This is a genomic window from Providencia sp. NPDC089933, assembly GCF_049545585.1.
GTDB lineage: Bacteria > Pseudomonadota > Gammaproteobacteria > Enterobacterales > Enterobacteriaceae > Providencia > Providencia huashanensis.
In genome coordinates, this window is sequence record NZ_JBMWDT010000013.1 from 108,569 (window position 1) to 122,342 (window position 13,774).

11 protein-coding genes are annotated in these 13,774 nt (G+C 40.2%); 7 read left to right on the plus strand and 4 right to left on the minus strand.

Annotated features, from left to right (window positions below; all coding sequences use genetic code 11):
- Positions 1-15 precede the first annotated feature (15 nt).
- From ACPEH5_RS17735 to ACPEH5_RS17750, 4 genes are all read left to right on the plus strand, one after another.
- Complete coding sequence (locus ACPEH5_RS17735; RefSeq protein ID WP_129465978.1) at positions 16-888, plus strand: ChaN family lipoprotein; 873 nt, start codon at positions 16-18, stop codon at positions 886-888.
- Positions 889-1,017: 129 nt separating this feature from the next.
- Complete coding sequence (locus ACPEH5_RS17740) at positions 1,018-1,812, plus strand: energy transducer TonB (RefSeq protein ID WP_129466348.1); 795 nt, start codon at positions 1,018-1,020, stop codon at positions 1,810-1,812.
- A 12-nt stretch (positions 1,813-1,824) separates the two neighbouring features.
- Positions 1,825-3,984, plus strand: coding sequence for a S9 family peptidase (locus tag ACPEH5_RS17745; protein ID WP_129465977.1), 2,160 nt, complete (start codon positions 1,825-1,827; stop codon positions 3,982-3,984).
- Positions 3,985-4,125: 141 nt separating this feature from the next.
- Entirely contained in the window at positions 4,126-6,384 is a 2,259-nt protein-coding gene (locus tag ACPEH5_RS17750) for a TonB-dependent receptor domain-containing protein (RefSeq protein WP_166687280.1), read from the plus strand.
- A gap of 62 nt (positions 6,385-6,446) precedes the next feature.
- On the opposite strand, the gene xseA is transcribed toward ACPEH5_RS17750, so the two are convergent.
- Entirely contained in the window at positions 6,447-7,814 is a 1,368-nt protein-coding gene (gene xseA / locus ACPEH5_RS17755) for an exodeoxyribonuclease VII large subunit (protein ID WP_048607330.1), read from the minus strand.
- 171 nt (positions 7,815-7,985) lie between these two features.
- On the opposite strand from xseA, the gene guaB reads away from it, so the two are divergent.
- The 3 genes from guaB (at position 7,986) to ACPEH5_RS17770 (ending at position 12,537) form a co-directional block, all read left to right on the plus strand.
- Positions 7,986-9,452, plus strand: a complete 1,467-nt coding sequence (gene guaB / locus ACPEH5_RS17760) for an IMP dehydrogenase (protein WP_042843566.1) — start codon at positions 7,986-7,988, stop codon at positions 9,450-9,452.
- 83 nt (positions 9,453-9,535) lie between these two features.
- On the plus strand, positions 9,536-11,113 hold the full coding sequence (gene guaA, locus ACPEH5_RS17765; RefSeq protein WP_281111197.1) for a glutamine-hydrolyzing GMP synthase: 1,578 nt from the start codon (positions 9,536-9,538) through the stop codon (positions 11,111-11,113).
- A 218-nt stretch (positions 11,114-11,331) separates the two neighbouring features.
- On the plus strand, positions 11,332-12,537 hold the full coding sequence (locus ACPEH5_RS17770) for a tyrosine-type recombinase/integrase (RefSeq protein WP_281111198.1): 1,206 nt from the start codon (positions 11,332-11,334) through the stop codon (positions 12,535-12,537).
- 5 nt (positions 12,538-12,542) lie between these two features.
- On the opposite strand, the gene ACPEH5_RS17775 is transcribed toward ACPEH5_RS17770, so the two are convergent.
- Genes ACPEH5_RS17775 through ACPEH5_RS17785 form a run of 3 tightly spaced genes read right to left on the minus strand, consistent with a single transcriptional unit; the run spans position 12,543 to position 13,699 of the window.
- Positions 12,543-12,728, minus strand: coding sequence for a hypothetical protein (locus ACPEH5_RS17775; protein ID WP_109912452.1), 186 nt, complete (start codon positions 12,726-12,728; stop codon positions 12,543-12,545).
- Entirely contained in the window at positions 12,721-13,374 is a 654-nt protein-coding gene (locus ACPEH5_RS17780) for an MT-A70 family methyltransferase (protein WP_281111199.1), read from the minus strand. The genes ACPEH5_RS17775 and ACPEH5_RS17780 overlap by 8 nt, the downstream gene beginning before the upstream one ends.
- The gene (locus ACPEH5_RS17785) at positions 13,361-13,699 is read right to left on the minus strand and encodes a phage protein NinX family protein (RefSeq protein WP_281111200.1); all 339 of its coding nucleotides are present in this window, start codon (positions 13,697-13,699) and stop codon (positions 13,361-13,363) included. Before ACPEH5_RS17785 ends, ACPEH5_RS17780 begins: the two co-directional genes overlap by 14 nt.
- Positions 13,700-13,774 lie beyond the last annotated feature (75 nt).

The following is a 13,774-nucleotide window of genomic DNA, read 5'->3' on the forward strand; positions in this document are numbered from 1 at the left end:
CATACGGAAAGTATAATGATTTCAATTAGATTAATATCAAAAGTATCCATTTTTATCGTCGGGTTATTCATTATTAGCGGTTGTGTGCAAAAAGTTACACCGTCCATAGTACAACTAGATAATCAGCTTACTGGGCCAAATCAATTGGTTGATTTGTCTACAGGAAAACCAATTACGCCTCAACAACTTATCCAGCGACTCGCACAATCCACTCATGTGATTGTGGGGGAAAAGCATGACAATCTGTATCATCACCAAATAGAGCAGTGGGTTGCTCAGGAAATGCAACAGGTTCGCCCTCAAGGCTCTGTGTTACTTGAAATGATTACGCCTTCACAGCAAAACAATATCACCAAGGTGCAAGCTCAGATGCAAAGTAACCTTTATATACGTGATGAAAAGCTACAGGCGGCTATTAAGTGGAATACTGGCTGGCCTTGGGGCTTATACGGTAATCTGGTAAGGCATTTACTTAGTCAGCCATATCCTTTGTTGAGCGCTAATTTAGATAAACAGGTTATTACAGAGGCTTATGCTAATCCACCTGTACTAAAAGGCCAGTATTCAACGCAGTCAGTAGTACAAGATACAATTCGGAAAACGATTAAAAGCTCACATGGTGGGGAACTTACCGTTGAACAAGTAGAAAAAATGACTGTTATTCAGCAGATGCGTGATCGGGCAATGGCACAAGCGTTAATCAATGCGCCAAAACCTGCGTTGCTGTATGCCGGTGGGTACCACGCAACCCGTGCAATCGGGGTTCCTTTACACTTACAAGATTTAGCTCCTGAAATAGAATTTAAAGTTTTGATTATCTCCGAAGAGGGTAATCAAATTGAAAACTTACATGCTGATTATGTTTGGTATACGCCAAAGAATAATTAATTTCGCATAAGATAAGTAATATTCATTAATTATGCGAATGATTTAACATTAAAGGCAATAAATGCTTTTCATTTGCATTTGTTATTGATTATCATTTGCATGCTTTTTTTTATGATAAGAAAGATGAAAATGGTGGCGATGACTTTAGGTTATGAACAAGCAACAAAAACCAGTAGCTCTGTTGTATTAGCGGTTCTTTTACACATAATGGTTATTGGTTTCTTTATTCGTACTATAGAAGATACATGGGATGATTACTTACCATCACCTTCAGTGGTAATGGAACTCTCTTTTGAGTCAGAAGCAAAACAATTAACTGAAACTAATATTGGGAAAACACAAGAACTCTCGATAGCAAGCGAAGCAAAGCTAACTCCTGACGATGAGTTTCTTGAACCGGTTGTCCCAGTTAATGAAGATGCTGAATTATTAGTGGCGAAAATTAAAAAAAAGAAAACACAACCAGAGGTCAAAAAAGCACATAAGGAAATTAGTAACAAACGAATAAGTGAAATTGAAAGCGATAATTCAAAAGCGAGTTCTGCACCGGTGACTAGTGAGGCGGTGGCTAAACAACAAACACAGCGCGTTGCTGCACAAGTTGATAGCAGTTCTCAAGCTGATGATAGCAAACGTCAATGGGAAGCAATGGTACTGGGGCAGTTGAACAAGTTTAAGCGCTACCCTGATGATGCGAAAAGGCGTAATAGAATAGGGCGTCCTATCATAAAATTTGAGGTTGATGCACAAGGTTATGTATTAGACAGTGTATTAATTAAAAACTCCGGGACGCAATCATTAGATAGAGAAGCACAACGTGTCCTTTTGAGAGCTGAACCATTGCCACCACCACCAATTGATATGTTAGTTAATGGAAAGGTAACGGTGAAGTTACCTATTGATTTTAATATCATCAATGATTAATCAGGGTAAGAAATGCTAACACATTTAAATCTATTGTCAGGCTTCTCTCAAGCCGTTAAATTTTGTCTCATTATATTATTGGGACTACAGACAAACGCAAGTTTTGCGGAGGAAAGAATGATTGCACCAAAGGCACAAAAACAGCCTCATACGATGACTATTCATGGTGATACGCGTATCGATGATTACTATTGGCTGCGGGATGATGCAAGAAAGTCACCAGAAGTTATTGAATACTTAACACAAGAAAACAACTATACACAGCAACAACTTCAATCTGGAAGTTCGTTAAAAAAAGAAATTTATGATGAGTTGTTTTCTCGAGTAAAACAAGATGATGAGTCAGTTCCCTATAATTATAATGGTTATACATACCGTTCACGAGTCGTTGCGGGTAAAAACTATCCGATATATGAAAGACGCCCTATTAATAGTGATGGTGAATGGGTTGTCTTAGTTGATGGTAATGAACGCGCTAAGGGCACCGAATATTATCGCATGGGGGCATTAGCCATCTCGCCGGATAACACCACGCTAGCTATTGCTGAAGATCGCCAAGGGCGTAATGAATTTGCTGTGTCATTTCGCAAAATTAAGGGGGGCGAATGGCAAGAAAATATATTAACCAATACATCAGGTAATATTGTTTGGGCCAATGATAACCAAACACTATTTTATGTGAATAAGGACAAGCAAACATTGTTGCCTTACCAAGTGGTTAAACACCAATATGGTACACAACAAACCCAAGATAAACTGGTGTATGAAGAAAAGGATGACACTTTTTACGTTAGCTTAGCGAAATCGACGTCAAAAGATTTCATTTTAATTGGTATCACGAGTACTGAAACGTCTGAATACCGGTTAATTGATGCTAACCAGCCACAAAATGAAGTTAAAATTCTACAACCACGTCAAACAGGGGTTGAGTATTATCCTGATCATTTCAACGGTAAATTCTATATTCGCTCTAATCACCAACACCCATTATTTGGTTTATACATTGCAGACAATATTTCAGCGCCGTGGTTAAGCTTTATAGCCCCTCGTGATGGGGTAGATCTGGAAGATTTTGCTTTATTTAATAATTGGTTAGTTGTGGAAGAACGTCAAAATGGTTTGGTGAATATCCGCCAAATCAGTTGGTTAACACATAAAGAAAACCAAGTAAGCTTTGATGACCCAACTTACATGGCGTGGATCGGGAATAACCCTGAGCCTGATACGGATACACTACGCTACGGTTATTCATCAATGACCACGCCATCTTCAGTATATGAAATTAATATGCTGACTCAAGAAAAGCAGCTTCTAAAACAAGAAGAAGTTAAAGATTTTAATAAACAAAATTACCAAAGTAAGCGTATTTGGGTTACTGCACGAGATGGTGTAAAAGTCCCTGTTTCCTTGGTTTACCGTAAAGATCTTTTCAAACAGGGGCAAAACCCATTGTTAGTCTATGGTTATGGCGCTTATGGTTACGGAATTGATCCATCATTTAGTTCATCCCGCTTGTCTTTGCTTGATCGTGGCTTTGTTTACGCGATTGCTCACATTCGTGGTGGTGGTGACTTAGGTAAAAATTGGTACATACAAGGTAAAACAATCCACAAGATGAATACCTTTACTGACTTTATTGATGCAACCAAAGGGTTATTATCAGAAGGTTACGGTAAAGCAGGGCATGTTTATGCCATGGGGGGAAGTGCTGGTGGCTTGTTGATGGGGGCGGTTGTGAACATGGCGCCTAATTTATATGAGGGTGTGGTTTCCGCTGTCCCATTTGTTGATGTGGTGACTACCATGTTAGACCCGTCAATTCCTCTGACGACAGGGGAATATGATGAGTGGGGGAATCCAGAAAACGAAGAGGATTACTGGAGAATAAAAGCTTATAGTCCATATGACAATATCAAAGCACAACATTACCCACATATTCTAGTGACGACAGGGTTACATGACTCTCAAGTTCAATACTGGGAGCCTGCTAAATGGGTAGCTAAATTGCGAGATATTAAACAAGGTGATTCATTATTATTATTAGAAACCAATATGAGTGCGGGGCATGGTGGTAAGTCAGGGCGTTTTAATGCGCTAGACGACATAGCTCGTGAATATAGCTTTATCTTAATGCTTGAAGATAAACCCAAATATTTTCCATATTTAAAATAATAATTAACCTATAAAAATTAGGTGTTCTTAGGGCAGCAACAATATTAATGGCATTGTTGCTGGGCCTTTTCACAGGCACTATTTTGTTCTGTGTTAGCAATGTGAGCGTATGACACTCAGTACGTTTACAGGAATGGTTTAATGAATAATAAAACAATAATTATGGTAGTTGGTATTATTGCCACTAGCTACCAAGGGGTTGCTTTAGCTGAAAATACGCAGCAGAAAAATAAACAGAAAAATAATGTGGTTAATTTTAGCCAGTTAAAAGTTTCGGGTGCGCAGAAACAAACCCCGCTCGTCAAAGCATTAGAAAAACCCGGTGCTTACAATGCGGTTGGTACGGAAAATAAATTACAGTCGATGGACAAAATTATCCGCACGATGCCCGGTACTTATACCCAAATGGATGGCAGCCAAGGAACAGTGAATGTTAATCTCCGTGGTCTGAGTGGTTTTGGGCGCGTGAATATGATGGTTGATGGTATCACGCAGAGTTATTATGGAATTTCCCCGAGTCAATATACACATGGACAACAACCAAATAATGATTTTGGCGCTTTAATTGATCCAAATTTTATTGTTGAAATTGAAGTAGAAAAAGGGCAATTAAATGGAGGAAATAGTGTTAACGCTTTAGTAGGGAGCGCAAATTTCCGCACTATCGGTATTGATGATGTGATTTTTAAAGATAATTTATATGGGCTCCGTAGTAAAGCTAGTTGGGGAGATAATGGTCTCGGTTATAATGGAATGGTGGCGGTTGCAGGGAAAACATTATTACAAGATGATGGTTATTTTGGCGGATTAATTGCGGTTAGTGGCCATAATATTCCTGGTAGTTATAAAAATGGTGATGGGTTTGATAGTGACGACTTTGCCACTGATTCCACTTTCAAACAAAAGCCCCAATCGCAATTAGCCAAATTGAAATATAAACCTAATGACAGCCATGAATTAGAATTCAGTGGTCGTTTCTTACAAAATAAGCTCACGAGAAGAAAGATTAATAGTGAAGATTATTATATTAAATATAAATATACGCCGCTGAATGAGTTAATTGATGTTGAGGTTTTAGCTAGCCATGGTAAAAACGACCAACAATTTGAAGGTGACTCATTAGGTTGGGCATTAAGGCAAGGTAAGTCTAAAAATATTGGCGATGGACTTAATCTTTCTAATACAAGTCGGTTTTCATATGGTGATGTTGATTTTCAATGGAAAGTAGGTTCTAAGTTATCTAAAACGAAATATGAGCGCGAGGTTAGTTCTGTTATTGACCAAGATACGTTGAACTATAACCCATTCTCGCCAAGTGGGTCGTTAGATCTTGCGAGCGCCTATACACAACTAGAAGCAAAGTATGGTATCTATACAGCAATTTTTGATTTGAACTATATGAATTACCACTTAAAAGGTTTCAAACCTGAATGTGGTGATCAAGATTTTTGTTTTCCACAAGAAGCCGCGACTTTAAATTTACGGGGTAATGGTTTTAACCCCGGAGTTTTATTATCAGCAGAAATTATTCCTGAATTCCAGCCATTTGTTAGTTATGCGCATTCAATGAGAGCACCGAATACGCAAGAGGTTTTTTATTCTCAAGAAGGTGGTAATTCAATGAACCCATTTTTAAAAGAAGAGAAATCGCAAACATGGCAAGTTGGTTTTAATAGCTTTAAACCTGATTTAATTTTTGAAGGTGACCAATTTAATATGAAGGCATTATGGTTCCATACAAAAATTAAAGACTATATTACAAGTAAACCCTACTTGCTCTGTCGTCCTAGTTCAAATGCTGAGCTGGCTTGGTGCTTAATGAATGGTGATGTATGGGACAAAGAACTCCCAGATTTTATGCGTAAAAGCTATATGTATGTCAATGAGCCTCATGATGTTAATCTACGTGGCTATGAATTACAGGCTAATTATGATGCAGGTATAGTTTATTCAACATTATCCTATACCAAAGAAACTGGGGATCAACCTAACTCTATAGCTAAAGTTGCTGATTTCAGTGCGGGGGACTTCACAGAGCTTCCCGATTATTATTTGACGTTAGATTCTGGTGTACGTTTATTGGATGAGAAATTAACCGTAGGTACAACCATTACATGGACAGGCCCCTCAAAACGAATTGGTGTACAGTCTATCGTTGATCATGATGGAAATGCGCTAAAAGATAACTATGAAAAACAACCTACAATTATTGATTTATATGCAGACTATGAAGTTAATAAAAACGTTAAATTGATGATGACGGTTAATAATGTAACCAATAAAAATTATTCGGATGCACTAAATCGTGCAAATTCTACCGCTATTATGGAAGAACGCGGTAAAAACAATGCAACAGCTAGAGGGCGTACTTATATGATTGGCGGGCAGGTGCGTTTTTAATCAACGTATAAATTTAAAACCACTTATCCCGTTATTTTTATCGAGATAAGTGGTTATAATAATCATTTCGATACTCTTTTGGCTTTAACCTTTTCAATATGGGTAACTTGGCTTTCAACCCAGCCATCATTAAGGCGAGTTTTCAGTGGTTGGCCGATTTTCACTTGGCTGGTTTTTTTCAACACTGTACCTTTAGCGGTTTCACTGATACTAAACCCGCGAGCTAAGGTAGCTAATGGGCTAACCGCTTCCATTTTTGAACAAGCTACTGCGAAACGTTGGCGGTAACTATTAACCAAACTCGTGACCATATTCTGCAAATGATACTGTGTCTGCTGCAACTGTCGCTGCTGTTTTTGCAATTGAGGGCGCAAATCATTTTGCAGTAAACGGCGATTAACTTTTTCGAATTTAACCGTTGAATTTTGTAGTTGTCGAGTCATCGACTGCGCCAGTTTTTGTTGCAATAAATTAAGCTGGTTATGTTGCCTTGCCAAACGCAATTGCGGGTGCTGTTGCTGTAAACGATGATGTAAACGAGCAAACCTTTGTTGTTGGCCCGCCACGTAATAATCCATTGCCATTTCAAGATGTTGCTGTGCTGATTTTATCTGGCGTAGCATCTCTAATTGGTTACGGCTGACTAATTCTGCTGCGGCAGAAGGCGTTGGTGCTCGAACATCGGCAACATAATCCGCAATCGTCACGTCAGTTTCATGACCAACAGCACTAATTATAGGCAGTTGGCTAGCAAAAATAGCCCTAGCAACGATTTCTTCATTAAAGGCCCACAAATCTTCAAGTGAACCACCACCGCGACCAACGATTAATACATCGCATTCTTGACGCAAATTTGCCAGCTCAATCATTCTCGCAATTTGGGCTGGTGCCAATTCACCTTGAACCGCTGTAGGGTAAATGATAATTGGCAGTGAAGGGTCACGACGGCGTAAAATGTTTAAAATATCATGTAATGCAGCCCCGGTTGCCGAAGTGATAATACCGACGCATTTAGCTGGGCTAGGCAAAGTTTTTTTATAGGTGACATCAAACAAGCCTTGCGCATTTAGAGTTTGCTTTAAAAGCTCAAAGCGTTGTTGTAACAAGCCTTCGCCAGCAGGTTGCATGCTTTCGATGATCAATTGGTAATCACCGCGAGGCTCATACAAAGTCACGGTAGCCTTGACTAAAACTTGTTGGCCATTTTGTGGGCGAAATGTCACACGCGCATTTTGCCCACGAAACATCGCTGCACGAACTTGTGCACGGTCATCCTTCAAGGTCAAATACCAATGACCTGAACTTGGCTGCGAAAAATTAGAAATTTCAGCAGTTAGCCAAATACGGCCCATTTGGTTATCAAGAAGTTCGCGAACCGCTTGGTTTAGTTTACTAACTGAGTAAATAGCACTATTTTGTGATGTCGACATGTGAGCTAGATCAAATTTTAAAACAAGGACTTAATTGATAGATACTAACGTAGCCATTGGAGTTATCAAGTTTTTTTTCAAAAAAAGGCTGGAAGCAACCGATTACGGTGTGTATAATTCCGCGGCAATATTTTATACCTTTCCATAACGCTGCCTGGTGGGATATTGCCTATGTTACGCATTAAAAAAGAAGCACTAACTTTCGACGACGTTTTACTCGTTCCTGCACACTCAACGGTATTGCCAAATACTGCAGATTTATCAACTCAACTGACTGCAAACATCCGCCTGAACATTCCTATGCTTTCTGCAGCCATGGACACCGTTACTGAATCTGATCTTGCAATCGCGCTAGCTCAAGAAGGCGGTATCGGTTTTATCCACAAAAACATGACCATCGAGCGCCAAGCGGAAGAAGTCCGCCGTGTGAAAAAACATGAAAGTGGCGTCGTGACAGACCCTGTTACGGTGACGCCAGATACAACAATTCGTCAGGTACAAGAGTTGTCTGAACGCAATGGTTTCGCAGGTTACCCTGTGGTAGCTAAAGACAATTCATTAGTGGGGATTATTACTGGCCGTGATGTCCGTTTCGTCACTGACCTTGACCAGCCAGTTACTGCGGTAATGACGCCGAAAGAGCGTTTAGTTACTGTGAAAGAAGGCGAAGCGCGTGAAGTCGTGTTACAAAAAATGCATGAAAAACGTGTAGAAAAAGCCTTAGTGATTGATGATAACTTTCATTTGTTAGGGATGATCACCGTTAAAGATTTCCAAAAAGCAGAACGTAAGCCTAATGCTTGTAAGGACGAACAGGGGCGTTTACGTGTTGGCGCAGCCGTTGGTGCCGGAGCAGGTAACGAAGAGCGTGTTGACGCGCTGGTTGCTGCTGGCGTTGATGTATTATTGATTGACTCATCTCATGGTCACTCTGAAGGTGTATTACAGCGTATTCGTGAAACGCGTCAAAAATACCCAGAATTACAAATTATTGGTGGTAACGTTGCGACAGCCGAAGGTGCAAAAGCATTGGCAGAGGCAGGCGTTAGTGCTGTAAAAGTAGGGATTGGCCCAGGTTCTATTTGTACTACACGTATTGTTACTGGTGTTGGGGTTCCTCAAATCACTGCTATTGCAGAAGCGGCAGAGGCATTGGCTGGCACTGGTATCCCTGTGATTGCAGATGGGGGAATTCGTTTTTCTGGTGATATTTCTAAAGCGATTGCCGCTGGGGCAGCTTGTGTCATGGTTGGCTCTATGTTTGCGGGGACTGAAGAATCGCCAGGAGAAACTATTTTATTCCAAGGTCGTACCTATAAAGCATACCGTGGTATGGGTTCATTAGGAGCTATGTCTAAAGGTTCTTCAGACCGTTATTTCCAATCTGATAATGCGGCTGACAAACTTGTCCCTGAGGGGATTGAAGGCCGTGTGGCGTATAAAGGCCGCTTAAAAGAAATTATTCATCAACAAATGGGCGGGCTACGCTCCTGTATGGGGCTGACAGGTTGTGGTACTATTGATGCGTTAAGAACAAAAGCAGAATTTGTTCGTATTAGTGGTGCTGGTATCCAAGAAAGCCACGTTCATGACGTTACTATCACAAAAGAATCTCCGAACTACCGTTTGGGGCAATAATCGATAACGTTTCAGGGTGGTGCGGTTAATTAATACGCACCACCGATTTTATTTTTGACTTGAATTTTTGGAATTCTCCTCAAATGACAACAAATATCCATAAGCATCGCATTCTTATCCTTGACTTCGGTTCGCAATATACACAGCTGATTGCCCGTCGTATCCGTGAAATTGGCGTTTATTGTGAACTCTGGGCGTGGGACGTTACAGAAGAGCAAATTCGAGAATTTAATCCAAATGGTATTATTCTTTCTGGTGGGCCAGAAAGCACCACGGAATCAGATAGCCCACGCGCTCCTGACTACGTGTTCAATGCAGGCGTACCTGTATTAGGTATTTGCTATGGCATGCAAACAATGTCAATGCAATTAGGTGGCGCAGTTGAGGTTTCAGGCGAGCGTGAATTCGGCTATGCAAATGTAGAAGTTACTGAGCAATGTGAACTGTTCCGTGATATTCATGATTCATTGAATGAAGCTGGCAAGCCTGTTTTAGATGTGTGGATGAGTCATGGAGATAAAGTGACTGCGATTCCAGCGGACTTCAAAACGATCGCAAGCACACCAAGCTGCCCATATGCCATCATGGCAAATGAGGATAAAAGGTTCTATGGGGTTCAATTCCACCCAGAAGTTACTCACACACACCAAGGTTTAAATATCTTAAAACGTTTTGTACAAGATATTTGCCAATGTGAGGCACTATGGACACCAGCGGCAATTATAGAAGACACGGTTGCGCGCTTGAAAGAGCAAATCGGAGATGATCATGTATTGCTGGCACTTTCAGGTGGCGTTGATTCATCAGTAACGGCTCTGTTATTAAACCGTGCAATTGGCAAGCGTTTGACCTGCGTATTCGTTGATAACGGCTTATTACGTTTAAATGAAGCAGACCAAGTGATGGAAATGTTCGAGGGTAAATTTGACTTGAACATCATTCATGCTAAAGCTGAAGATCGTTTCTTAAGTGCATTAGCAGGGATCAGCGATCCTGAAGCTAAACGTAAGAAAATTGGCCATGTATTTATCGAGGTATTCGATGAAGAGTCATCGAAGCTTCCTAACATTAAATGGCTAGCACAAGGGACAATTTACCCTGATGTTATTGAATCCGCCGCTTCAGCGACAGGTAAGGCACACGTTATCAAATCACACCATAACGTAGGTGGTTTACCGGATGACATGAAGTTAGGTTTGGTTGAGCCGTTAAAAGAACTGTTTAAAGATGAAGTACGTAAAATCGGTCTTGAACTGGGCCTGCCATACGACATGTTATATCGCCATCCATTCCCAGGACCAGGCTTAGGCGTTCGTGTACTCGGCGAAGTTAAGAAAGAATATTGTGATTTACTACGCCGCGCAGATGCTATCTTTATTGAAGAACTGCATAAGGCAGATTTATACCATAAAGTTAGCCAAGCATTTACCGTATTTTTACCTGTTCGCTCCGTCGGTGTGATGGGAGATGGTCGTAAATACGATTGGGTTGTTTCTCTGCGTGCTGTTGAGACTATTGACTTTATGACCGCTCATTGGGCGCATTTACCATATGATTTCTTAGGCCGTGTATCAAACCGCATTATCAATGAAATTAGCGGTATTTCTAGGGTCGTATATGATATTAGTGGTAAACCACCAGCAACAATTGAGTGGGAATAATATAGCTATTGTTGATAACAGTTTTTAGTTGTCGATAAATCCAAAGGCATCAGTTACTTACTGGTGCTTTTTTGTTTTTAACAGTTTTTAATAGTTGACAGTTGCAGATAATTTTGACGGTATATATGACGGTATCAGAAATAATAACGACTAAATTGATAACTTAATACCGTCAAATAAAATATAAAAATGACGGTATCACGCAAAGGAATACCGACGTGTTAACTGATAAAAAATTAAAGAGCTTAAAGCCCGAAGATAAGCTATATAAGGTGGCTGATCGTGATGGTTTATATGTTGCTGTTACAAAAACTGGTTCTATATCATTTAGATATGATTATCGCTTTAATGGGCGTAGAGAAACGATAACGTTTGGGCGCTACAGCGATGACGGTATTACACTTGCAGAAGCAAGGGAAATGCTAATCGACGCCAAAAAGACGCTGAATGCAGGCGTATCACCAGCTTCACAGAAGCGTGACGGTATTACAAAGCGCAAAGTAGGATTAACCCTGAAAGACTATACCGTCAAATATCTATCAGAAACCCGTTTCGCAGACAGCACGCTAGATATGAAGAAGGCCATTGTCGAAAGGGATCTATATCCAACACTGGGTAAACTACAGCTAGAAGAAATTACAACACAAAAGGTTAGGGCCTTATGTGAAAAAATTAAAGAACGTGGCGGTAATTCTACAGCATTGCAGATACGTGAAATTGTTGGCTCTGTGTTCGACTACGTTATTGATCGTGGTTATGAGATAGAAAATCCAGTTAGCAGTATCAAGGCTTCCTCAATTGCTACTTTTGAGGCGCGTGATAGAGCAATGACAGCAAAAGAAGTTGGAATATTTTTTAATGAGTTAGAAAATTATAGCTGTTATCCAACGCTGAAATTAGCCGTTAAGTTCGTGATATTAACTATGGTTAGAAAAAGTGAGTTTATAAAAGCGACTTGGAGTGAAATAGATTTTGAAGAAAGGGCTTGGGTCATACCTAAGGATAGAATGAAAGGACGAAGGGCGCACGTAATTTATTTATCTGAGCAAGCCTACGATATTCTCATAGGCTTAAAAGCTTGTGCGATGGGAAGTGAATATTTGATACCAGGTAGACATGATGTTAGTAAGCATATGTCTAGTGCGGCATTAAATAATGTGATTACTGGTGTTATTAAGCGCATTAATGCGAAAGGGATTGATTTTGAACCGCTATCAGTTCATGACTTAAGAAGAACTGCAAGCACATTATTGCACGAGGCTGGTTTTAATTCTGACTGGATAGAGAAGTGCTTAGCCCACGAACAAAAAGGCGTACGTGCTGTTTATAATAAAGCAGAGTATGCCGAGCAGCGCCGCGATATGCTACAACAGTGGGCTAATATGGTGGATGGTTGGATGGAGAAAGAGAAGGGTAGAGTTTAAGAGGTTTATTTTTCTGAGCCTATAACTTTTGTAGCTAATAAAGTTGATAGCATCGATGCACCAACCACCAGCCAGAATATGGAATAAAAAAGCCGCTCAATAATTACTGGGCGGCTATCGTTTTCGGCACCAATTGCAGAGAAAACATAACCTGCAATCCATGCGTATGCTATCAAAATGAACTCAATCAATTGTGGTCTCCTTGGATATAAATTGTGGTCCGGTAAGTTCAATGCTGTTATTCGGGCATTCATTGCCCCAAGCATCCCAACCCTGTGACATGTCACGCGCAAATAACTCTATGCGATTAACGTCACCGTATAATTGTTCAAGCCTATTTTTAACCTCCCAAGGCTTTTGGCTGTGCTCACCTAAACAACTAAACACAACCTGCTTAACGCTGGCACTCATTCGCTCTAAGCCGTTTCCGCGAGTCGCTATTAATACATCCTCGCTATTGGCTCTGGTGTAGTTACCACCATTCATTTTTGTTTCTGCATTGAGTAGATCCAGCAGGTCATGCCAATCAAACAGAGAGCCATTTTGTAGCGCTTTATCGAAACGCTCATGAGCCAATGGATTGAACTTAACCCATGTAAATGCCTTAGGTGTACGGACGGTAAAACCCCATGCTTTGGCAAGCTCAAACGCTTCTTGCACAAAATTACCTGTATACCACATGGCAAGGATTGCATTATCTGCGGCAATGGTATGAACGGGTAGGTGTTTTAAATCAAATAGGCTGGTGGTTTGGTAATGGTTATTGGCGGCACCGTTGGAAACTTTATTGCTGTATTGCCAAGGTGGATCACAATAAATAAGGTCATATTTTTTCATTCTCCGCATCCTTCATTAATAGAAATAATTCCATAGCAGCGCGCAGTGGGTTTTTATTTAGAGCTCTACGATATCCAACATAGTTACCGTACTCATCTACAAATTCCGCTTTCCATCTATCAGTTATAGTTGGCGCACGTAATGAAATATTATTATCAATAATAATCGGCATTGCATCGGCAGGGTTGTTGTATGGGTCGAATATATTACCGTCAACATAAATAGTTTTATTATCATACTGCTCAATGAAATCTGAATATTTATGAATCATAACTGCGATTCTTCTATTAATCTTGAAGTCAGAGAGTTCGGTGTATTTATTCATTGCTTTACCTCGAATTTAATATCAACATATTTGTTAATTGATATTCTGATGCACGTACTGTCGTAATAAGGGCTA

Coding starts and splice junctions, on each gene's coding strand:
- ACPEH5_RS17750 (WP_166687280.1), top strand. CDS start 4,126: ATGAATAATAAAACAATAATTATGGTAGTTGGTATTATTGCCACTAGC.
- guaB (WP_042843566.1), top strand. CDS start 7,986: ATGTTACGCATTAAAAAAGAAGCACTAACTTTCGACGACGTTTTACTC.
- ACPEH5_RS17780 (WP_281111199.1), bottom strand. CDS start 13,374: ATGAAAAAATATGACCTTATTTATTGTGATCCACCTTGGCAATACAGC.
- guaA (WP_281111197.1), top strand. CDS start 9,536: ATGACAACAAATATCCATAAGCATCGCATTCTTATCCTTGACTTCGGT.
- ACPEH5_RS17745 (WP_129465977.1), top strand. CDS start 1,825: ATGCTAACACATTTAAATCTATTGTCAGGCTTCTCTCAAGCCGTTAAA.
- ACPEH5_RS17785 (WP_281111200.1), bottom strand. CDS start 13,699: ATGAATAAATACACCGAACTCTCTGACTTCAAGATTAATAGAAGAATC.
- ACPEH5_RS17735 (WP_129465978.1), top strand. CDS start 16: ATGATTTCAATTAGATTAATATCAAAAGTATCCATTTTTATCGTCGGG.
- ACPEH5_RS17740 (WP_129466348.1), top strand. CDS start 1,018: ATGGTGGCGATGACTTTAGGTTATGAACAAGCAACAAAAACCAGTAGC.
- xseA (WP_048607330.1), bottom strand. CDS start 7,814: ATGTCGACATCACAAAATAGTGCTATTTACTCAGTTAGTAAACTAAAC.